Annotated in this window: 24 protein-coding genes; 16 read left to right on the forward strand and 8 right to left on the reverse strand. The window is 51.1% G+C overall.

The window, feature by feature from the left end:
- Positions 1 to 4 precede the first annotated feature (4 nt).
- From J4617_RS14185 to J4617_RS14240, 10 genes are all read left to right on the forward strand, one after another.
- Entirely contained in the window at positions 5 to 175 is a 171-nt protein-coding gene (locus tag J4617_RS14185; protein ID WP_001214770.1) for a DUF2737 family protein, read from the forward strand.
- Positions 172 to 597 carry a hypothetical protein gene (locus tag J4617_RS14190; RefSeq protein ID WP_065680793.1) on the forward strand — a complete coding sequence of 142 codons (426 nt, stop codon included), beginning with the start codon at positions 172 to 174 and terminating at the stop codon, positions 595 to 597. The genes J4617_RS14185 and J4617_RS14190 overlap by 4 nt, the downstream gene beginning before the upstream one ends.
- Positions 598 to 813: 216 nt before the next feature.
- On the forward strand, positions 814 to 1,344 hold the full coding sequence (locus tag J4617_RS14200) for an ead/Ea22-like family protein (protein WP_065680799.1): 531 nt from the start codon (positions 814 to 816) through the stop codon (positions 1,342 to 1,344).
- 2 nt (positions 1,345 to 1,346) lie between these two features.
- The gene (locus J4617_RS14205; protein WP_001749540.1) at positions 1,347 to 1,577 is read left to right on the forward strand and encodes a hypothetical protein; all 231 of its coding nucleotides are present in this window, start codon (positions 1,347 to 1,349) and stop codon (positions 1,575 to 1,577) included.
- A gap of 227 nt (positions 1,578 to 1,804) precedes the next feature.
- A complete protein-coding gene (locus J4617_RS23035) occupies positions 1,805 to 1,951 on the forward strand; it encodes a hypothetical protein (protein ID WP_233005581.1) in 147 nt (48 codons plus the stop codon).
- Between the two features lies 1 nt (position 1,952).
- Positions 1,953 to 2,174, forward strand: coding sequence for a hypothetical protein (locus tag J4617_RS14215; protein ID WP_001749538.1), 222 nt, complete (start codon positions 1,953 to 1,955; stop codon positions 2,172 to 2,174).
- Between the two features lies 1 nt (position 2,175).
- The gene (locus tag J4617_RS23040; protein ID WP_001749537.1) at positions 2,176 to 3,054 is read left to right on the forward strand and encodes a DUF551 domain-containing protein; all 879 of its coding nucleotides are present in this window, start codon (positions 2,176 to 2,178) and stop codon (positions 3,052 to 3,054) included.
- The gene (locus tag J4617_RS14230; RefSeq protein ID WP_001749536.1) at positions 3,047 to 3,331 is read left to right on the forward strand and encodes an ASCH domain-containing protein; all 285 of its coding nucleotides are present in this window, start codon (positions 3,047 to 3,049) and stop codon (positions 3,329 to 3,331) included. The genes J4617_RS23040 and J4617_RS14230 overlap by 8 nt, the downstream gene beginning before the upstream one ends.
- 68 nt (positions 3,332 to 3,399) lie before the next feature.
- Positions 3,400 to 3,540, forward strand: coding sequence for a hypothetical protein (locus J4617_RS14235; RefSeq protein WP_155675089.1), 141 nt, complete (start codon positions 3,400 to 3,402; stop codon positions 3,538 to 3,540).
- Between the two features lie 96 nt (positions 3,541 to 3,636).
- Positions 3,637 to 3,840, forward strand: coding sequence for a histidine kinase (locus J4617_RS14240; RefSeq protein ID WP_053253392.1), 204 nt, complete (start codon positions 3,637 to 3,639; stop codon positions 3,838 to 3,840).
- A 262-nt stretch (positions 3,841 to 4,102) separates the two neighbouring features.
- Here J4617_RS14240 and pgtE read toward each other — a convergent pair whose 3' ends face one another.
- From pgtE to pgtC, 4 genes are all read right to left on the reverse strand, one after another.
- Positions 4,103 to 5,041, reverse strand: coding sequence for an omptin family outer membrane protease PgtE (pgtE, locus tag J4617_RS14245; protein WP_000716009.1), 939 nt, complete (start codon positions 5,039 to 5,041; stop codon positions 4,103 to 4,105).
- Between the two features lie 267 nt (positions 5,042 to 5,308).
- On the reverse strand, positions 5,309 to 6,556 hold the full coding sequence (pgtA, locus tag J4617_RS14250) for a two-component system response regulator PgtA (RefSeq protein ID WP_000930843.1): 1,248 nt from the start codon (positions 6,554 to 6,556) through the stop codon (positions 5,309 to 5,311).
- Positions 6,546 to 8,552, reverse strand: coding sequence for a two-component system sensor histidine kinase PgtB (pgtB, locus tag J4617_RS14255; RefSeq protein WP_000678495.1), 2,007 nt, complete (start codon positions 8,550 to 8,552; stop codon positions 6,546 to 6,548). The genes pgtA and pgtB overlap by 11 nt, the downstream gene beginning before the upstream one ends.
- The gene (gene pgtC, locus J4617_RS14260; protein WP_000467983.1) at positions 8,549 to 9,742 is read right to left on the reverse strand and encodes a phosphoglycerate transport regulator PgtC; all 1,194 of its coding nucleotides are present in this window, start codon (positions 9,740 to 9,742) and stop codon (positions 8,549 to 8,551) included. Before pgtC ends, pgtB begins: the two co-directional genes overlap by 4 nt.
- Before the next feature lie 435 nt (positions 9,743 to 10,177).
- Here pgtC and pgtP point away from each other — a divergent pair, with 435 nt between their 5' ends.
- Positions 10,178 to 11,569 (forward strand): phosphoglycerate transporter PgtP, encoded by a 1,392-nt coding sequence (gene pgtP, locus J4617_RS14265; RefSeq protein ID WP_017465505.1) that lies wholly within the window; start codon positions 10,178 to 10,180, stop codon positions 11,567 to 11,569.
- A gap of 274 nt (positions 11,570 to 11,843) precedes the next feature.
- Here the strand turns inward: pgtP and J4617_RS14270 are convergent, their stop codons facing one another.
- The gene (locus J4617_RS14270) at positions 11,844 to 12,086 is read right to left on the reverse strand and encodes a YfdY family protein (protein WP_000639889.1); all 243 of its coding nucleotides are present in this window, start codon (positions 12,084 to 12,086) and stop codon (positions 11,844 to 11,846) included.
- A 521-nt stretch (positions 12,087 to 12,607) separates the two neighbouring features.
- On the opposite strand from J4617_RS14270, the gene lpxP reads away from it, so the two are divergent.
- Both lpxP and ypdK read left to right on the forward strand, forming a co-directional pair.
- Positions 12,608 to 13,528, forward strand: a complete 921-nt coding sequence (gene lpxP, locus J4617_RS14275) for a kdo(2)-lipid IV(A) palmitoleoyltransferase (RefSeq protein ID WP_000484428.1) — start codon at positions 12,608 to 12,610, stop codon at positions 13,526 to 13,528.
- A gap of 402 nt (positions 13,529 to 13,930) precedes the next feature.
- Complete coding sequence (ypdK, locus tag J4617_RS14280) at positions 13,931 to 14,002, forward strand: membrane protein YpdK (RefSeq protein ID WP_010723117.1); 72 nt, start codon at positions 13,931 to 13,933, stop codon at positions 14,000 to 14,002.
- Between the two features lie 49 nt (positions 14,003 to 14,051).
- Here ypdK and alaC read toward each other — a convergent pair whose 3' ends face one another.
- Positions 14,052 to 15,290, reverse strand: coding sequence for an alanine transaminase (gene alaC / locus J4617_RS14285; RefSeq protein WP_000763118.1), 1,239 nt, complete (start codon positions 15,288 to 15,290; stop codon positions 14,052 to 14,054).
- Between the two features lie 719 nt (positions 15,291 to 16,009).
- Complete coding sequence (gene glk, locus J4617_RS14290; RefSeq protein ID WP_000170380.1) at positions 16,010 to 16,975, reverse strand: glucokinase; 966 nt, start codon at positions 16,973 to 16,975, stop codon at positions 16,010 to 16,012.
- 203 nt (positions 16,976 to 17,178) lie between these two features.
- On the opposite strand from glk, the gene J4617_RS14295 reads away from it, so the two are divergent.
- Positions 17,179 to 18,414, forward strand: coding sequence for an ion channel protein (locus tag J4617_RS14295; RefSeq protein ID WP_017465504.1), 1,236 nt, complete (start codon positions 17,179 to 17,181; stop codon positions 18,412 to 18,414).
- Positions 18,415 to 18,433: 19 nt separating this feature from the next.
- On the opposite strand, the gene J4617_RS14300 is transcribed toward J4617_RS14295, so the two are convergent.
- Positions 18,434 to 20,086: an alpha-keto acid decarboxylase family protein gene (locus J4617_RS14300; RefSeq protein WP_017465503.1), complete on the reverse strand. Its 1,653-nt coding sequence runs from the start codon at positions 20,084 to 20,086 to the stop codon at positions 18,434 to 18,436.
- Positions 20,087 to 20,265: 179 nt separating this feature from the next.
- On the opposite strand from J4617_RS14300, the gene mgrA reads away from it, so the two are divergent.
- Entirely contained in the window at positions 20,266 to 21,264 is a 999-nt protein-coding gene (mgrA, locus tag J4617_RS14305; protein ID WP_001581436.1) for an L-glyceraldehyde 3-phosphate reductase, read from the forward strand.
- A gap of 113 nt (positions 21,265 to 21,377) precedes the next feature.
- Positions 21,378 to 21,704, forward strand: coding sequence for a DUF2502 domain-containing protein YpeC (gene ypeC, locus J4617_RS14310; protein WP_000490091.1), 327 nt, complete (start codon positions 21,378 to 21,380; stop codon positions 21,702 to 21,704).
- Positions 21,705 to 21,749: the final 45 nt, after the last annotated feature.

Here is a 21,749-nt window from a genome sequence, read left to right on the forward strand (position 1 = left end):
CATCATGAGAGGTTTGTCCTACGACCCCGGAATCCTTCCATCGGAAATGATTATTCGACACCGCTTCAAGCCCATTAACGATATTCCACGCGAAGAAATGCTGGCGAGAAAAAGTTTTCCATCAGTGAATGAAAACAAATATCTGAATGCAATGTTGCGGAGTGGGAAGAAATGAAAGAAGTGACACTAATTGAGATGGATGGTTTTCTGAAAGGTAAATGCATCCCACGAGATTTAAAGGTTAACGAAACAAACGCTGAATATCTGGTGCGTAAATTTGCTGAAGCGGAGGCCAAGTGCGCGGCGCTGGCGGCGGAGAATGCGGCACTGAAAAAATCAGATGTCGAATTCAACGAATATTGTCGTCGCGAGTGCGAGGACGTTGGCGATACGTGGGAGGACGATTTCACTGATACCCCAGCCACCGACGCTTTCCTGGATGAAGTGCGTGCGCAGGCGTTTAATGACCTTTGCTCGGCGTTCGTTAAGGACGCTACGGTTGTCGGGCTGGACGATGGCGACATCGTTACGGTGAAAGAAGCGACGGACGCCCTGCTGCATTGTGCAGACCAACTTCGCAAGGGAGTGCATTCATGACCAACCTACTACCATGTCCATTCTGTGGCGGCGCGGCGCACGTTGCCAGCGAAGCAGATCACCCTGAATATGGCTCTGGCGGTCGATTCTATTTCGTTCGATGCGGTACGTGTCGCGCTCAATCTGGTAGCAAATATGCGGCGCCTGGAAATGACTGCGCGATTTTTTATTCAGAGGTTAGAGCAGAGTGGAATCAGCGAGCAAAGGAGGCAACCAGTGAGCAAGATTGACTATCAGGCACTGCGTGAAAAGGCAGAGAAAGCAACGTGTGGTGTGTGGTCGCTCGAATATGGAGAGGAGAGATTTGATGCTGGTGATGCGCTAATTCATCGTGAAGTTGTTGGATATCTTCCCATTTGCAGAATTGAAGGAGCGCATCCTGAAAGCGGTTTCGATGAAGATTTCCAAATGGAACAGCAGGCCAATGCTGAATTCATCGCTGCAGCCAATCCGGCTACTGTGCTGGCACTGCTGGATGAACGGGAAAGAAACCAGCAATACATCAAACGCCGCGACCAGGAGAACGAGGATATTGCGCTTACGGTAGGTAAGCTGCGCTTTGAGCTTGAAGCAGCAAAAAAGCGCATAGCGGAACTGGAGGCGCGGAAGGTCAACCTGTCAAAACTCAGCGTTGGAGTAGTCATGCACATGAGCGGATTCAGCCGGGATTATGCCGAGGGTTGGTGTGCTGGTAATGACAATGCGATACACGAAATACGCACCGCTGGGATCAAGGTTAAGGGGTGAGCATGGCTAAGACACAAATGCAGTTAGCTAATCGTGCATGGCGTACCGAAACAAAGGCTTTGGGATGGCATCAGGGGCAAAGCTGGAAAGGTGGCCGTAAAGCGTGGAAAGCATTCTGTCGGGAGAATGCCGCAATCACAGTTGAAGAACACCTCAAAACAGACCCGCCATTTGAGGACCAGGCTGACGCCAACTGGCATGTTGCCGAAGAACTCACTTACTGGACGCCATAGGACTAACCCATGACCACTATTACCAGAGAGCAGCAAAAACAGATTTTAATTGATACAGCGAACCACGTAATCAGTCGTGATAACACGTCACCGTATAGCGAAAACCTGCGCGAACTGGCGCGTATCGCACTGGCTCGCTTACCGCCGAGCCTGTTCTTTACGCAGCAGAGGAAACGCTTGCTTACGCTAATATGGGTGAGATTCACCTTACCTGTTTATCAGAACCAATGGGTGATGCGGTTATTCCGCTATACACCGCCCCGCCAGTGCCGGTAGTGCCGGAGGAAATAGAGCCGGACAGCAATAATACTTACGACTATGTCGACGGCTGGAACGCCTTCCGCGCTGCCCTGCTTCAGGGAAAAGGAAAGTGATATGGCTAACTCATTACTTGAAACCTGCAACAACTGGCAGATTCAGAGGGCGGAGATTTTATCTCGCAATCCAGATATGGCAATGACAATTGATAATCTGGACACGCTAATTGAACGGACCGTGCGTTCTGCAATTGATATAGCACATCGAGTGGATTGGGATTTCAGAGAAGCGGAGCGGCTTGCTAAAGAACAGACGAAAGCAGCGGGTAAAGGAGAGTGATATGACCACTATAACCGATAAGAAACGGTATCCCAGCGAGAAATATCTTAATGAGCTGATCACCAACATGGAGTTTGCTGCAAGGGCACCAGTTGAAGTCGTGAGAGCGATGGCAGCAGAGCTACAGAAGCTGCGCGAAGCTGATAGTGCAGAACCAGTTGCTTATATTTTCAAACATCCGGCCGGGAAATTATTCTGGGCTTTAACGGATGAAAGCAATAAAGAGCAAGCGGACGTTATTCCTGTTTATGCTGCCGCGCCTGCGTCGGTTGTGCCGGATAATGCATCAGAGTCTCTTGCTTACGCTTACAAAGAGCTTACGCCTGAGATTATGCGCGGTCATATCGCTGTATTCGAGCGATATGGAATAGCCCCAAACGATAGCTCTACCACAATTCAGGCACTGCGAATCGCGCTGGATGGCATAGAGCGGAGCGACGCCATGCTTCATGGTGCTGAACCTGTAAGCCAAACTTACGAGTTGCCAGAATTAATCGAAGGCATGGAAGTATCGGTAGACGTCAGTACCTGCGATTTTGATGCTGGTCATCGCTATTTCGGTACTGTCACCGAGGTATCAGAACTGTACACAGCAAAGAATGGCTATATCCTTCTGGTTCAGGACGCAAAGCCAAATTTCGATGTGAATGGCAACTCTCCGGTAAGTCCGGGTAGTTGGATAAGCTGTAGTGAGCGAATGCCAGATAATGATGAATCTAAACCCATCGCAATTTTTACCGGAAAATGTCTTGGTCAGGGGATGTTCGTTGCTACATACGACGATGATGGGTTCTTTGACTATTGGGAGGGTATGGAAATTATCGGTGTAAGCCACTGGATGCCGCTACCAGAGCCGCCGCAGGAGGTTAACCGTGGCTAACCTGCAACTTGCCGTTAAAGGTGAATACTTCGATGCCATGATTCGCGGGGAGAAAACGGAAGAGTATCGCCTGGTAAATGATTATTGGTGGGCGCGCCTTGTTGGTCGTGAATTCGACCGTTTGATTATAACGAAGGGTTACCCTAAACGGGACGATAAGAGCAGGAGAATAGAGTGTAAGTACCGTGGGTATGAGATTAAACAAATCACGCACCCGCATTTCGGCAGTGAACCCGTGGAAGTTTTCGCAATAAAGGTGAATATCGGCAATGAATAACAAACCTCGCACTCGCGGGGATTTTTTTCATATGAACCCGCTACGGCGGGTTTTGTTTTATGGAGTGAATGATGATTCTTGTGATCAGTGCCACCTATCTTTGTCGCCGCGGGGATATTGATGGCGCGGTTTACGCAGGTATAGCAATTTTTGGATTTATTGAGCTTCTTGTAGAGATTGCTCTTCTCGCTTCAGTATTAGGAAAGTAACTATGGAATCACACAGCCTCACACTCGATGAGGCCTGTGCATTTCTCAAGATATCCCTTCCCTCCAAGTTCGATTCCCAAACCGGAGATAAAACCTATGCGCGAATTACGCGATGACTCGCTTGTTGACTTGAAGTTCATGATGGAGGATTCTGGCATGGGCAAGACCTTCATTTACTCAGAAATTAAGAAAGGCCGGTTGCCTGTCCCTCACAAAATCGGTAGCGCATCCAGATGGGTTTATGCCGACTACCAAAACTGGAAACGCAGCCACTTCTCCCATCTCCAAAATGCATCATGAATTGCCTTTGTGGGCATAAATGCGGGCATAAAATTCTTCAATCCTGTAATTCATCATAAATCCCCTGCACTTACGACATTCATTAGGCGTCTGCAGGGGACACCATTGATACCCAGGGAATTCTCTTCTTGCTGCATAGTCTTTCGAGCGGTTCCCCTTTCATGTTGCTTTATATTGCCCCTATGCAATATCACCGGACATGCCACACGTTCAGCAAAAAGTCGTCATCGGCCGGTTATGACCGATGACATGCTGATGTGGTCTAGAAGCGGTACTGCAACCCCGCGGTAACCGTATAGTTATTATTAGCTATACCTGCGGCATCGCCACCGAAATACGCCGTATCACCGCTGGTTTTATCTATGATTTGCGTACCGCCCTTACCTTCTTCATATTTACTGTAAGCGAACTCAGCAAAGATTTTTGCATTACTGGTAATATAATATCCGGCGTCAATAGAAGCGCCATAATATCGTGAATTTTCCGTTTTTTCACGGAAGGTAAGTTTGCGCATGTAGTGTTCGTCATTATCATGCGCATTTACCCAGTCGCTGTATTTAAACAGTACATTACACTCAAAGTCATTAATACGATAATCACCCGCCAGCCCGATATAGGGCATTTCGAAACGCTGGCTATAACCTATACCGCGCACGCCATGAGGAAAGTTACCAATATACCGACCATTATCATAAATATAAGACCCGCCTCTTGCCGTCCAGCTAAAACGGGTTTCCTGATAGCCCGCTGTCACGCCCGCCTTGTAGTTATCGCCCTGCAATAACCAACCTTTCACATTCAAATCGTATTCATTAGCATAGTTGGCGCTGGTGTCCGGATGAATTGAACGATCGGTCCAGCCAGGCTGCTCACTGCTCATCCAGTCATGGTCAACCATATGACCCGATCCCGACGCCAAAGATGTCCAGCCGCGGGCGTCCAGCGTCATGAACGAATAGGGTTCCCATGATAAATCCCCCTGCAACGTGGCGACATTTTTTATTTTCCAGTCCAGTTGACTAATCTTCCGCCCGGTGTCGGTATCATAAACCAGCTCCCTGGATTTACCATTTAACACTCCCACGGAAAGGGATGTCGTGACGCTATCAGGAGAGACGTCCGGAATAAATAAGGTAGACTCCGCATAAACCGACTCAGAAAATACGGCGATCATCATTACTGCAATAGCATGTTTTTTCATTTCTCTTGTCCTCATATTCAGATGTAATCTGGAGAGGTGATGAAGTTTTCATCTTGTCAAATCGTCGGACAAGAGTACATTTATTACGCCAGAGAACTTGACGCATTTTTACCTTATATTGAAGTTAAGAAATAGAATTTGATGCTCAGGTGAATAATAAGCAATCTATAATCATGATGGAATGATTTACCATTACGGTGATGTGACGTTATCTGGCTAACGACATCGTTGCTGTTGTTGTCAGCCAGATTGAAAGTAACTGTAATATCAGAATTTATAATGCTCTTTACTTAGACCATATTTTTTCATGCGCAGATAAAGTTTTTTACGGGGAATTTGCAGGTACTCCGCCACTTCATTAATTCGTCCCTGATGAATGTTTAATGCTTCGGTAATAATTTGTCGCTCATACTCTTCAACGCGCCGGTCAAGCGGGGTCGGCTCCTGCAGAAGCAACTGCGGGTTGACCGTTTCCGCCAGCGGCAGCACGCCAACAGCGAAAAGCTCCGCCGCATTAGCCAGTTCGCGCACATTGCTTGGCCAGGCGCGTCGCATTATTCCTTTCAGTAATTCCCCCGCTATTTCCGGCACTGGATGATTGAGCCGCAGGCAGGCTTTTCGAAGATAATGGCGAAATAACGGCTCGATATCATCCGGTCGCTGAGAAAGAGACTGGCAGGCGATTTGGGTCATGGCGAAACAGTAGTAAAGCTCGGCCGCAATCTGGTTAGCTGCCGCCTGCTCCACCAGCGAAGCGCTGCCAACGCCCACCAAACGAAAAGGCCGATGCTCCAGGCTTTGTAAACGCGCCAGATGGTGCTGCTGTTCGCGTGTCAGATATTCGGGATGGCTCAACACCAGCGTACCTCCTTGTGCCTGGTCGATGAATGTCTCCAACTGCCCGGCATTCTCCGGCGTAAGTTCATAGCGTACAAACGGCCCTTTCGCGTTACGCCCCAGTTGATGGAGATAACGGGCGCCAGTCATACGTCCAGTGCCATGCTCACCGTAAAACCATACGGCAATGTCCGTTTCCGCCAGTTGTTGTAACCGTTGTCGAAACTGATTCATCCACTCGCTGCGCCCAATCAGTTCAACCTGTAACGTCTGCTGGCAATATTGCCGCCGTGCAATGACCGACCGGCGCTGGCGTAGCGCGTCTTCAATTAATATCAACAGCTTGCCCGGATCGACGGGTTTTTGCAGAAAATCCCAGGCGCCCTTTTTCACCGCATCAACCGCCATCGGTACATCGCCATGTCCGGTAATCAATAAGATTGGCAGTTGATCGTCATCCTGATGAAACAGCGTCATAAGATCGATACCGGAACACCCCGGCATACACACATCGCTCAAAACGATCCCCTCCCAATCCGCTTTTACCCACTCTTTGGCCTCGAAAGGATGGGTAAAGCCACGCACGCGGTAGCCTGCCTGCTCAAGCATTTGGGTATAGGCGTCAAGTACATCAACGTCATCATCAATCAGCAAAATAGAACATTCATCATTCAACATCATCGACATCCGTTACCGAGAATTGCAGCACCACGCAAGCGTTACGCGTCAGCGTCGACGCCAGACGCAGGTCGCCCTTCATTTGTGCCATCAGCGACACGCTAATCGACAGCCCAATACCCAACCCGACAGCTTTACTGGTGGTAAACGGCTTGAGTAAAGAGGGCAACAGCGCCACAGGCCAGCCAGGGCCGTTATCTGCAATATAAACCTCCAGCACCTCTCCCTGCGTCTGCCACGTCACCGCGATCGCCGCATCATGCGAACAGGCGTCAAGCGCATTCGCCAGCACATTCACCAGAACCTGCTGAATACGCACTTCATCGCCGCTAACCCATACGGTGTCGGTTGGCAGTGAAAGCGCTCCCTGCCGGGATTGGTGGCGCATGGCTAATAACTCCCATGCCGCCACGAAGGTTTGGCGCAGATCAACGGGATACAATGGCGTTTCCAGCTCCGCCCGGCGGGTAAACTGCCGCAGCGAACGGATAATGGCGTCAATCCGGTTAATGAGCCCTTCCGCTTTGGTGAGCGTATTTCTCGCCTGTCCGCTCTGACCTTGTTCAATCGCGCGTCCCGCCGTAAATAAATACATTGAAAGCGCATTCAGCGGCTGGTTAATTTCATGCGCCAGCGTGGTCATGGTCTGGCCGACTACCGCCAGTTTCGCCGTCTGAATCAACTCATCCTGCATGGCGCGCAGGTCGGCTTCTATCTCTTTGCGCTCGGCGACCTCTTGTTCAAGCTGCCTGCGTTGCATATTGAGCTGGCCCAGCGTATGACGTAGCAAACGGGCTATCCGTCCTAGCTCATCGCGCCCGTAAACCGGGATAGTCGAGTCGGTTCTCCCCAGCCCTATCTGTACCACAGCCTGATTAAGCGCGGTAAAACGCTTTACCAGCCGGGAACGGATAAAATAGTGGTTGAGTCCCCAAGCCAGCAGCAACGCCAGGAGCGTCGCCACTAAAATAAGCCCGCCGCTAACGCGAACAATCTGTTCCAGGCGTTGATTGAACGTCTGCATTTGCTGGTGACTACTACCTAACTGCGCCTCAAGCAGCGTGCGAAAGCGCCCTAGCGTAGCCTCTCTGGCGCGGCTGGCGTCCAGTAAGGCTTTTTGCGCCGCAACATAATCGCGCATGGTATCGGGCATCTTATTTTTTACCATCCCGATTTCCAATAGTTCGTCGATGGTTTGCCGTAGCGTGATCGTACTGGGCCAGTCATCCAGCGCACGAATATTCTCATCCGCCGTTTTTTTTAGGTTTTCCAGATAGCGAATATGGGTCTCCACCAGCATCCCGTCATTATTGCCGGACTTGAGCTCATTCAATCTGTCGCGCAGGTCATCAACAATCTGATTTTCAATTCGCGCCAGGGTATATACCTGCTGCTGCTCGTTCTGCACCTCGCGCGAACGTTGCAAATACTGCGCTGCATCGCCCTGATTCGCCTCAATTTGATCGAGCAGCGTCCCTTGCTGCCAGGTAAAATCCTGTACCAGCGAATTTAGCTCCGTGGTGAAATCATCATGGAGCCAGTCGATGCGAGCGGAAAGCTCGCTGACTTTCTCCCGCACCAAAAACATGTTGTAGAGGGCGTTGTCCAGCTCCGCCAGCAAGGTCCGGCTATCCTGTAAAATGACGGCCAGTTGCCGGCGCTCAGCAAGCTGAAGCCCCTGACTGAGACGCTCAATTTTATCCAGATGCTGAATAATCTGCGTACGTAACTGCAAACGTACCGTCGTGTTCGGCGCCAACAAAAATTCATTGAGTTGATCCACGGCCAGATTCAGGTTCCCCTCAATTAAAAAAGCGGAGTGGATGCGAGGAAAATATTCATCAAGCGAATAGCGAACCTGCGAACTTTGCTCATGCCAGGAATAAAGGCTGACCATACTGACAATCAGCGTCAGTAATGCGCCCGTTAAAAATGCACCCCGTAAACTGTTGCTGATACTGAGCTGACGAAGCCGTTGCAATAATCTCCCCTTCATTTCAGCTCTTCCAGTTTGTGAATCGCCAGCCGCTGATTGTTCAGAAACCAGATCTGCCACTCCATCATTTTTTGTTCGGCAAAGCTTTTATTATCAAACTGCGCCAGCCAGGTTTCATCTTCGCTGCTTGCCGCATCCACCGGGACGCTGGTCAATAAGGCTCTGATTTCAGGTAAGGGGCGTTTAAGCCGCGTTTCTGCGCTGTGCAACGCTCGCCATGCATCTTTAAGCTGCGCGAGACGAAAACTGATCGCGGTATCAAACATGCGTTGTACCAGTTGCTGACGCTTCAGGATCAGACGATAGTTCAACGGCGGCTGGGCCATCAAACGCTGTTGTTGCGCGGCGCGAGGATTATCGGCGCTAAGCGGTGCGACGGGATACTTACCGGTATTCGCGTCAGCCAGTATCCTTTGCCCTTTCGGACTTAATAAGTAATGAATAAAAGCACGCGCTTCGTCTGCATGACGGCTGTTTTTCAACACCGCGACGTAAGTGGGCGACACCGCAGAATACGGGAAATAGGTAAAAGCAAGATTAGGATCGTTAAGTAGCAAATTAGCATAGTTATCAATGACCGGCCCGGCAACGCCAAGCCCGCTTTTGATTTTATCCGCTACGCCGAAACTGCGAGAGGAAATCGTGACCAGATTACCCGAGATTGCCAGCAGCGTCGCCCACCCTGCCGTCCAGCCTTTTTGCTGCAACAGCGACTCCACCATCAAATGATTGGTGTCTGAGCGTGACGGACTGCTCATTAATAGAGCGCCCTGGTAACTGGGCAGGCCCATATCCTGCCAGTCGGCAGGCGGCGGAAGATGGCGCGCAGCGAGCGCTGAACGATTGATCAATAGCCCAAATCCGGATACCGCTACCGCCACTGAAGTTGAGCGGATAGAACGCGGCACCAGCTTCTGGCTGGCGGCAGGCGCGCTATCCAATAGCGCCAGCTTTTGGTGCTCCTGAAGGTGTTGCAACAGCATGGGGGATGACGTCAGGATCAGATCGACATTTTCCGCATTCGCCGTATCAAGTAATTGCTCTAAAGAACCGCTGGTACGGTTGAGCGTACGAATCATGACGGAACCCGGCTCCGTCTGCCAGCGCTGGATAATCCAGGCGGTCGCGCTGGGTGAAAAGGTCGTTGCCATCACCAGCTCGCGGCTGTACGCCTGGCAAGAACCGAACATTCCCGCCAGCCATAGCGTAAAAGCGCCCACTCTGGCGAAACGACTACAGCATGAGAAAAGTCGATTTGTGATCCCGTTCATAAATATCGATATCACATAAAGAAAATATTGAGACAAAACTTACCCTTTTATTTCTGTTGGCATCCAGAACAACGTTATTTGAATAATAACGGGTCCGTCGCCCGAAAACATCAGTAAAGCGTATCAGATCACTGGCAGCAAATTTGTTAATATCCGCACATGCTAACGATAAAACGGCCATGCCAATAATTAAAGTTTCACCACACCCTTCAGGATGGGTCAAAAATAACCTTTAAATTCACCCAATTGAGTCAATTTTGACACATTTCTTCGACTTGAATTTTATTGTCACTCCTTTCACTCTACCGACAAAACCTCCTGATGTTCATCTCACTATAAAATACAGGTGACTCCATGTTAACAATATTAAAAACAGGGCAATCGGCGCATAAAGTTCCACCGGAAAAAGTCCAGACTACGTATGGTCGATATCGTATACAGGCATTGTTAAGCGTATTTCTGGGATATCTCGCTTACTATATAGTCAGAAACAATTTCACATTATCGACGCCTTATTTAAAAGAGCAATTGGATCTCAGCGCTACGCAAATCGGCCTACTGAGTAGCTGTATGCTTATTGCTTACGGAATCAGTAAAGGCGTAATGAGCAGTCTGGCAGATAAAGCCAGCCCAAAAGTCTTCATGGCGTGCGGTCTGGTACTCTGCGCGATTGTTAACGTTGGGCTGGGATTCAGTAGCGCATTCTGGATATTTGCCGCTCTGGTGGTCTTCAATGGCCTTTTTCAGGGCATGGGCGTCGGCCCCTCGTTTATTACTATTGCAAACTGGTTCCCTCGTCGGGAACGCGGACGCGTAGGCGCCTTCTGGAATATCTCGCATAACGTTGGCGGCGGGATCGTCGCGCCTATCGTCGGTGCGGCTTTTGCGATATTGGGCAACGAACACTGGCAAAGCGCCAGTTATATCGTTCCGGCCTGCGTCGCCGTCATTTTTGCCTTAATTGTTCTGGTCTTGGGAAAAGGTTCGCCGCGCGAAGAAGGTCTTCCCTCCCTGGAACAGATGATGCCGGAAGAAAAAGTCATACTGAAAACGAAGAATACGGCAAAAGCGCCGGAAAATATGAGCGCATGGCAAATCTTCTGTACTTATGTGCTGCGCAATAAAAATGCCTGGTATATTTCGCTGGTCGATGTCTTCGTCTATATGGTGCGGTTTGGCATGATTAGCTGGTTGCCTATCTATCTGTTGACAGTAAAACACTTTTCAAAAGAACAGATGAGCGTCGCGTTTCTCTTTTTCGAGTGGGCGGCGATTCCCTCCACGCTACTGGCAGGCTGGCTGTCAGATAAACTGTTTAAGGGCCGCAGAATGCCGTTAGCCATGATTTGCATGGCGCTGATTTTTGTCTGTCTGATCGGATACTGGAAAAGTGAATCTTTGCTAATGGTAACGATTTTCGCCGCCATTGTAGGTTGTCTGATTTACGTTCCGCAATTCCTCGCGTCCGTACAGACAATGGAGATAGTCCCCAGCTTTGCCGTAGGTTCCGCCGTCGGATTACGTGGGTTCATGAGCTATATTTTCGGCGCCTCGTTGGGCACCAGCCTGTTTGGTGTAATGGTGGATAAACTTGGCTGGTACGGCGGATTTTATCTTCTGATGGGCGGTATCGTGTGCTGTATTCTATTCTGTTACCTCTCCCATCGTGGCGCGCTGGAACTGGAACGCCAGCGCCAGAATGCGTTACATAATCAGGACTCACTGCAGCTTGCGGACGCGCAATAAACGATTAGCCTTCCCGGGGAACAGAAGCGCCGACATTGTCGGCGCTATCTATTCGCTGACATCGTGTATACCCAAAATAATTCGAGTTGCTTAAAAGCGGCAAGGGAGTGAGTCCCCAGGAGCATAGATAACGATGTGACTGGGGTGAACGACAAATCTGCCGGGAACAGATTTGAACGTCGCGTGCGACGGCCGTCAGGGCGAGGCCCATCGATGGGCCGAGTAATCCGTAGCCAACACATCAGCAACTTGAAGTATGAAGGGTATGTACTGACTAACGCTTACCGTATCCCACCATAAAGCGAATAATTAACCCACATGCCGGTGCGAGAAAAAGCAATAATCCGCTAACGATGTCATCGCCATCCTGCAACCATACATTGAGTAAATAAATCAGCGCGGCAAGGATAACCATTCCCGTAAAAGAAGAAACCGCAGAAAAAGCCCCCATCACCTGACCGATATAGCCACTCACGGCAAGTATACTTATTGCAAGAAATGTCCATAAATAGATCATCTATAATACCTCCTGTCTATGGCAAGGCTTCCATATAGCCTTACGGTCCCTCTCACTTCTCCTTTAAGATAAACCTTATCAGCCCGTCATTTCCATAACATTTATCTCACATTTTATTTTTTTAATCATTTTTCAATGACCTTCGTCTGAAATAAAATTATCACTGTAAAAACAATGCATTAAAAATAATGATTAGCTTATTTTCGCTACGGGAGAAATATTTACGCTTCTTGATAAAGAATTTCTGGGCGCGAGTAAATAACTGGTGGTACATTAGCCTGCCTGGCGTTCATGCCCTCGTGGTTTAGTACTGACTTAGTTTTACACTCCTTACGGGAACCATTGTCGTACATGATGGCCTAACTATACGTAAATCATTCAAGTTACCCTGATGAGCTTACTCAAGTAAGTGCTTCGGATAAGCGAACGCAACTTGAAGGATGATGCGTATTTCAGAGTGTACCGCTGCGGATAATGACTCTTCTGCGATACATTATTTTCGTATCTACAGAAGGTATTTTATGTTTCCTCAAAGCAAATTTTCACGCGCGTTTTTGCACCCGCGCTACTGGCTGACGTGGTTTGGCGTTGGCGTCCTCTGGTTACTGGTGCAGCTTCCCTACCCGGTTTTGCGTTTTCTGGGCACCCGCACCGGTAAACTGGCGCGCCCCTTCCTGAAGCGACGTGAGTCAATCGCCCAGAAAAATATTGAACTCTGTTTTCCGACCCTCTCCCGGGAAGAAAGGGAAAAACTGATCGCCGAGAATTTCCACTCTCTTGGCATGGCGCTGCTTGAAACGGGCATGGCCTGGTTCTGGCCTGATAACCGGGTTCGCAAATGGTTTGATGTGGACGGGCTGGACAACCTTACCCGTGCGCAGGCGCAAAATCGCGGCGTAATGGTCGTTGGCGTGCATTTTATGTCGCTGGAATTGGGAGGCCGGGTAATGGGTCTCTGCCAGCCGATGATGGCGACCTATCGTCCGCATAACAATCCGCTCATGGAGTGGGTGCAGACGCGCGGTCGTATGCGCTCAAATAAAGCGATGATCGGCAGAAACAATCTGCGCGGCATTGTGGGCGCGCTAAAAAAAGGGGAAGCCGTTTGGTTTGCTCCCGACCAGGACTACGGCCCTAAAGGCAGCTCCTTTGCGCCATTTTTCGCGGTTGAAAACGTCGCCACCACCAACGGCACCTATGTACTGTCCAGGCTGTCTGGCGCCGCCATGTTGACCGTTACAATGGTAAGGAAATCCGATAACTCGGGTTATCGTCTGTATATTACCCCTGAAATGGAAGGTTACCCGGCAGATGAAAATCAAGCCGCTGCCTATATGAATAAAATTATTGAGAAAGAGATCATGCGCGCCCCGGAGCAATATCTCTGGATCCATCGCCGTTTCAAGACTCGCCCGTTGGGGGAAGCGTCACTCTACATCTGAAAAAGGCCGCAAGGCCTTTTATTTTGGCATTTCGCATTGCCATAATATTCATATCGTAAATTACTCATTCCTGCTTTTAGCGATAAGTCTCCTGTTTACAGGCGATTTTTTACTGTGTCGGCGGCGTCGCTCAATAGCGATTCATCACTGTCAGAAATTAAACTGTCGCCGATTCCCGACACTTGTAAGTTACTAAAAGTAAATAAGAAAATGCCTCTTGTTTCACCTCATTTTTAGGCGTACATTAGCGCCGTCTGGAGCGATGACGCGCAGAATTCTGAGGTGATGCAGGCGGTCGAAACACGAATAATTCTCAATTTCGTATTGTCCGGCATCAACTCTCTATAATCAGGTAAGTGTAAGTTCATTTAGGCGTACGACAGGTACGCGGAGAGATGAAACGTGAAATATTTCTTTATGGGCATTTCATTTATGGTCATCGTTTGGGCCGGTACTTTCGCCCTGATGATTTAAAAGTACAATGCAAAGAAAAACAGGAGCCATGGGGCTCCTGTTTGCTTTTCTACTCCGTGCTCGCCTCAACGGGTTTTGGATGTGACGGCAGCACGCCATCGGCGCGGAACATCGCTTTAATCCCTCTGACGGCCTGGCGAATGCGGTCGCGATTCTCTATTAATGCAAAGCGTACATGGGTGTCGCCATAGTCACCAAAGCCTATCCCTGGAGAAACGCAAACCTTCGCCTCATTCAGCAGCTTCTTGGCAAACTCAAGCGATCCCATCGCCGCATATTGCTCCGGGATTTTCGCCCAGACGTACATTGAGGCTTTCGGCATTTCAACCATCCAGCCCGCCTCATGCAGCCCCTTCACCAGCACATCGCGACGACGTTTATACTGCTCGGCGATATCGCGCACGCACTGCTGATCGCCTTCCAGAGCGGCGATAGCCGCCACCTGAAGCGGGGTAAAGGTGCCATAATCGTGATAACTTTTAATGCGCGCCAGCGCGCTGACCAGGGTTTTATTGCCCACCATAAACCCAATACGCCAGCCCGCCATATTATAGCTTTTCGACAGTGTGAAAAATTCAACCGCCACGTCGCGCGCGCCGGGCACCTGCATAATGGATGGCGCTTTCCAGCCGTCGTACACGATATCGGCATACGCCAGATCGTGCACCACCAGCACATCATAACGTTTAGCCAGAGCGACCACTTTTTCAAAAAATTCCAGTTCGACGCACTGGGCCGTAGGGTTAGACGGAAAACCCAAAATCATCATTTTCGGTTTCGGATAACTTTCGCGAATAGCGCGCTCCAGCTCGTTGAAGAAATCCACTCCCTCTACCAATGGAACCGAACGCACCTGCGCCCCGGCGATAACGGCGCCATAGATATGAATCGGGTAACTGGGGTTCGGCACCAGAACCGTATCGCCATGATCCAGCGTCGCCAGCATTAAATGCGCCAGTCCCTCTTTGGAACCGATGGTCACAATCGCTTCGGTTTCCGGATCGATATCGACATCATAACGTTCCTGATACCAGTGAGAAATCGCGCGGCGTAAACGCGGTATGCCGCGAGACGTGGAATAACCGTGCGTATCCGGACGCTGCGCGACGGTGCAAAGTTTTTCGACAATGTGGGGAGGGGTTGCGCCATCAGGATTACCCATACTGAAATCAATAATATCTTCGCCGCGCCGACGCGCAGCCATTTTGAGTTCAGCGGTGATGTTAAAAACATAGGGCGGAAGGCGATCGATACGCGTAAAGCGACGTTCAGGGCGGAAGTCAGCCATAATATCCTCAGATTAACGTTAGCGCCCGGACCGTCCGAGCGACGCTGCCACGATGGTGGCTCCTTTAGAAAATAGCCTGAAAATTTTCTTCCTGTCGAGAGGCTAATGAAAATATTTTTAGCGACAAAAAAGAGGAACAAGCGTAAAAACTTACTTTTTAAGCGTGTCAGTTATAGCATCAAACAAATCATATTATTAACAAATTGATATCATTGAATTTACGTAACGTGGCGCAGCCGACGATAATTTCCTGTCAATAAACCTTATCTCAAATAATCCCCTTTTGATTTTGTGGTTTTTCCTCTTTAACCAAAATCCTTATTAATGATAATGGTATTCGATCATGTCATATTGCGGTATTTTTCAGGGACATTTCCCCGAAAATGAGGATCCTTTCCGGCAAGCTGCCGCGATGAAACCGTAAATAAGGCAGCGAACCGGATACGTATAGTAAAATAAATCCCTGTTTTCGCCTGACTAACCGCCATGACATGATGACTCAAAGCGCTGGTGTTTGACCTTTCGCTCAGCAAAAGTAAAGTGAAATAATTCAGTCAGTTGAAGCATTCATGCACAGGAAAGGCAATGAAAAAATCGCGTGAGGCACGCGGTTTGAGACTGACAAGAGAATGTTTAATTGCCTGATGACGCTGCGCTTATCAGGCCTACAGATGACACACTATTGTAGGCCGGATAAGGCGTTTATGCCGCCATCTGACTTATAGAATATGGCCTAATGTCTGGCGCAGATGCGCGCCGGAGCCTAACAAGCCAGGGTTATCATGGACAATCAGATAGACCGGAATACCGTGTACATAATCTTTAAAGCGGCCTTTATCTTCAAAGCCACCACGGAAGCCGGACGCTTTAAAAAATTCCAGGAAGCGCGGGACAATACCGCCAGCGATATAAACGCCGCCAAATGTCCCCATGGTTAACGCCAGATCGCCGCCAAATCGCCCCATGATGACGCAAAAGAGCGACAACGCGCGGCGACAATCGATACAGCTATCCGCCAGGGCGCGTTCGGTAATATCTTTCGGGCGCAGATTTTCCGGCAGACGGTTGTCGGACTTAACAATCGCCCGGTAAAGATTCACCAGCCCCGGGCCAGACAGCACGCGCTCGGCGGAAACGTGGCCAATTTCGGCGCGCAATATTTCCAGAATCATAGCTTCTTCTTCGCTATTAGGCGCAAAATCGACATGCCCGCCTTCGCCCGGAAGGCTAATCCAACGCTTATCCACATGCACCAGATGCGCCACGCCCAAGCCGGTTCCCGCGCCATACACCGCAATAGGTTTGCCGTCTACCGGTTCGCCGCCGCCGAACTGAATTAAATGCTCTTTTTTCAGCATCGGGATCGCCATCGACACGGCGGTGAAATCGTTGATGATTTCCAGATGGCTAAAGCCGAGATTTTTTTTCATTTCCGCAATAGAAAAAGCCCAGGTATGGTTAGTCATCGCTACCCAGTCACCGGTAATCGGGCAGGCTATGGCGATACAACCATCTTCCACGCTGACGCTATGCTCATCGAGATAAACGCGCACCACGGCCTCAAGACTGGGATAATCCAGGCCGGAATACGTTTTGGCCTGCGAGATTTCTCCACTGGCGATATCACACAGGGCAAGACGCGCATTCGTGCCGCCTACATCTCCTACTAAAGCATACTTTGTCATTCTTCTACTGCTCCGCTAAAGTCAAAATAAGTCTTTGTCACACTGTAAATTCATGGGGGCATAACAACAACGGCCATCAGGCTGACTGCCTATAAATATAGATCTTCATCACAGAATTACTTTCTTGTTTCAGCACCAATTGCAGCAATGCCGTCGGGCAGGCTGTGCAAAATAGGTATACGACCCCGTGTAAGGAAGAGATTATGTTCCACCCGCGTGCCCGAACGATGCTGCTGCTGTCGCTCCCCGCGCTGATTATTGGCGTAGCGTCAAGCCTGGTTTTAATCGCTGCGATGAAAGTCGCGTCGGTTTTTCAGCAATTTCTTTGGCAACGACTGCCCACCAGCATCGGCATCGCTTATGATTCGCCGTTCTGGATAGTGGGTATGCTCACGCTAACCGGGATCGTGGTGGGTTTGATTATCCGTTACAGTCCCGAACACGCTGGCCCCGATCCGGCCATCGAACCGTTAATCAGTATGCCGGTCTCGCCATCTGCGCTACCCGGGCTGCTTCTCGCCTTAATCATCGGCCTTGCTGGTGGGGTAAGTTTGGGGCCAGAGCATCCGATAATGACAATAAATATCGCGCTGGCGGCGGCTTTCGGCTCCCGCCTGTTTCCGCGTATTACGGCGTTAGACTGGACGATTCTGGCCTCAGCGGGTACCATCGGCGCGCTGTTCGGCACGCCCGTCGCCGCAGCGCTGATTTTTTCGCAAACGCTTAGCGGCTCTAACGATATTCCCATGTGGGATCGCCTGTTTGCGCCGTTAATGGCGGCAGCGGCGGGGTCACTCACCACCAGTCTGTTCTTTCATCCGCATTTTTCGTTACCCATCGCCCATTACACGCAGATGCGGCTGGTGGACATTGCCAGCGGAGCGATCGTCGCGGCGATCGCCATTGCCGCCGGGATGGTCGCCGTCTGGTGCCTTCCGCGTCTGCATGAGTTGCTGCACCGCCTGAAAAATCCGGTCCTGATTCTCGGCATTGGCGGTTTTATACTGGGTATTCTGGGCGTCATTGGCGGGCCGCTTACCCTGTTTAAAGGCCTGGACGAAATGCAACAAATGGCGTTTAGCCAGACGTTGGGCGCGGGAGATTATTTTACCTTAGCCGTCGTCAAACTCGCCGCGCTGGTCATCGCGGCGGCGAGCGGCTTTCGCGGCGGGCGCATTTTTCCGGCTGTGTTTATCGGCGCGGCGCTGGGGCTCATGCTCCATGCCCATGTTGAGGCCGTACCCGCGGCGATTACCGTCTCCTGCGCGATTCTTGGCTTGGTGCTGGTAGTGACGCGCGACGGCTGGCTCAGTCTGTTTATGGCGGCAGTCGTCGTACCGGATACCAATCTGCTGCCGCTGCTCTGCATTGTGATGCTCCCCGCCTGGCTATTGCTGGCGGGAAAACCGTTGCTGGCCGCCAACCGTCACGAACCCTAATCCGGCGCAGCGGGGGCCATTATCCCCCGTTGCGGGCTTCCAGCGCCCGGGTCACGGTACGCAGTAATTCCGGCAGATCGGCTTTTGGCAACATCACTTCAATAAATGACAGACGTTGTGGGCGCGCCAGACGTTCGAGGACCTCTGCCAGTTGGATAGCCTGCGTCACCCGCCAGCACTCCGCCTGTTGCGCCGCGTTTAGCGCCGGTGGTATCTGCGTCCAGTTCCAGCTCGCGATGTCGTTATACCGCTGGGCCGCGCCGTGAATGGCGCGCTCTACGGTATAGCCGTCATTGTTGAGCAGCAGGATGACCGGCGCCTGCCCGTCGCGTAACATCGAGCCCATCTCCTGAATCGTGAGCTGCGCCGCGCCATCGCCGATAATCAGAATCACCCGCCGATCGGGACAGGCGGTTTGCGCGCCAAACGCGGCGGGCAAGGAATAGCCGATAGACCCCCACAGCGGCTGTACCACAACTTCCGCGCCGTCAGGAAGCGACAGCGCGGCAGCGCCAAAGGCGGCGGTCCCCTGGTCGACAAGGATAATATCGCCGGGTTTGAGATACTGCTGTAAGGTTTGCCAGAAGCTTTCCTGGGTCAGTTCTCCCTTATCAATCCGCACTGGCTGTCCGGCGGAACGCGTCGGCGGCGGCGCAAAAGCGCATTCCAGGCACAGTTCGCGCAGCGTAGACACCGCCTGCGCCATCGGGAGGTTGAACCAGGTTTCGCCGATGCGCGACGCGTAAGGCTGAATCTCCAGCGTGCGTTCCGCCGGTAATTGTTGGGTAAATCCGGCCGTAAGGGTATCGACAAAACGGGTGCCGACGCAGATAACCCTATCGGCGTCCTCTATGGCCTGACGCACTTCTTTGCTGCTGGCGCCAGCGCTATAGGTGCCAACGAAGTTCGGGTGCTGTTCATCAAAAAGCCCCTTCCCCATCAGTAGTGTCGCATGAGCGATGGGCGTTTCCGCCATCCAGCGCTGCAACAGTGGTCGTAAACCAAAACGCCCGGCAAGAAAGTCGGCCAATAGCGCAATGCGCCGACTGTTCATCAGGCACTGACGGGCGTGATAACGAAAGGCCGTCTCCACGCCGCTTTGCGCTTCATGCACGGGCAACGCCAGCGCCTGCGTAGGCGGGATGGCCGTTTTTTTCGCCACGTCGGCGGGCAACATGATGTATCCTGGCCTGCGTGCGGCAAGCATTTCACTCAATACGCGGTCAATCTCGAAGCAGGCGTTCTGTTCATCCAATATTGCGCTGGCAGCGGATATCGCCTGACTCATGCGATAAAAATGACGAAAATCGCCGTCGCCGAGGGTATGGTGCATCAATTCGCCACGCTGCTGCGCAGCGCTACAGGGCGCGCCGACGATATGCAAGACCGGGACATATTCCGCGTAACTGCCCGCGATACCGTTAATAGCGCTAAGTTCTCCCACGCCAAAGGTGGTGAGTAGCGCTCCAGCGCCCGACATGCGTGCATAACCGTCCGCGGCATAAGCGGCGTTCAGCTCATTGGCGCATCCCACCCAACGCAAGGTCGGATGGTCAATCACATGGTCAAGAAACTGCAAGTTATAATCGCCCGGTACGCCAAAAAGATGGCCAATGCCGCATCCTGCCAGTCTGTCCAGCAAATAGTCGGCCACGGTATAGGGGTTTTGCATGACAGCTTTCCTTCTGACGTTGACATTATGTTGAGTATTAAGGAATGCCGATGGCTGTCCAGCACGGCGGGGATGAAAGCCTGGAAAACAATGTTTACAGCGGCAAACAGTAAAAGCCGGATACCGCCTGGCGAGTGTAACCGTATACACTATTTATTCACGCCACAGGGGGAAAGGTCATGATTTATCAGCCCGATGAGAATCGTTATCACACAATGGAGTATCGTCGCTGCGGGCGCAGCGGCGTCAAACTTCCCGCCATTTCGCTGGGGTTATGGCACAACTTCGGCGATGCGACACGGGTAGAAAATAGCCGGGCGCTGCTGCAACGCGCGTTCGATCTGGGCATTACCCACTTTGATCTCGCCAATAATTATGGGCCGCCGCCGGGCTCCGCAGAATGCAATTTTGGCCGCATTCTGCAGGAAGATTTTTTACCGTGGCGTGATGAATTGATCATCTCCACCAAAGCGGGCTACACCATGTGGGATGGCCCTTATGGCGACTGGGGTTCACGGAAATACCTTATCGCCAGCCTCGATCAAAGCCTGAAACGTATGGGGCTGGAGTATGTCGATATCTTTTATCACCATCGTCCCGATCCCGAAACGCCGCTTAAAGAGACGATGAAAGCGTTAGATCACCTTGTGCGCCACGGCAAAGCGTTGTACGTGGGGATCTCTAACTATCCTGCCGATCTGGCCAGACAAGCTATCGATATTCTGGAGGATCTCGGCACGCCTTGCCTGATTCATCAGCCTAAATATTCGCTTTTTGAGCGTTGGGTAGAGGACGGGCTGCTGGCGCTGTTGCAGGAAAAAGGCGTCGGCAGTATTGCCTTCTCGCCGCTGGCGGGCGGGCAGCTCACTGACCGTTATCTGAATGGTATTCCGGAAGATTCCCGCGCGGCGAGCGGAAGCCGTTTCCTTAAACCAGAACAGATTACCGCCGACAAACTGGAAAAAGTTCGCCGGTTGAATGAACTGGCCGCGCGACGGGGCCAAAAATTGTCTCAGATGGCGCTCGCCTGGGTGCTGCGTAACGATAACGTTACCTCGGTACTGATTGGCGCCAGCAAACCGTCGCAAATCGAAGATGCCGTGGGAATGCTGGCCAATCGCCGTTTTTCAGCGGCGGAATGTGCAGAAATTGACGCTATTCTGGAGGGCCGTTTTTAGCAAAAAATGCTCTCCTTCATGATTTAAGAGTTAAGGCGATGAAATAAATCTTTACTGCTTTGTAATATTGCATTAACAGGCCGGCGACGGCTCGATCGTGAAGGAGAGAAAGTATGTTCAGGTCACTGATTCTGGCGGCAGCCTTGCTGGCTTTTACACCGCTTGCCGCGAATGCGGGCGAAATCACCCTGTTGCCCTCAATAAAATTACAGATTGGCGATCGCGATGATTACGGTAACTACTGGGACGGTGGTCGCTGGCGCGACCGTGATTACTGGCACAACCATTATGAATGGCGTAAAAATCGCTGGTGGCGCCATGACAACGGCTATCATCGCGGCTGGGATAAGCGTAAAGCGTATGAACGCGGTTATCGGGAAGGCTGGCGCGATCGCGACGATCATCGCGGGCGAGGCCGGGGTCACAAACATCATCACTAAGCCTCCTGCTGAATAATAGCCCGATGACGCCCACGCATCGGGCCT

Source organism: Salmonella sp. 32010601201800023SM (assembly GCF_017572235.1).
GTDB classification, from domain to species: Bacteria; Pseudomonadota; Gammaproteobacteria; order Enterobacterales; family Enterobacteriaceae; genus Salmonella; species Salmonella enterica.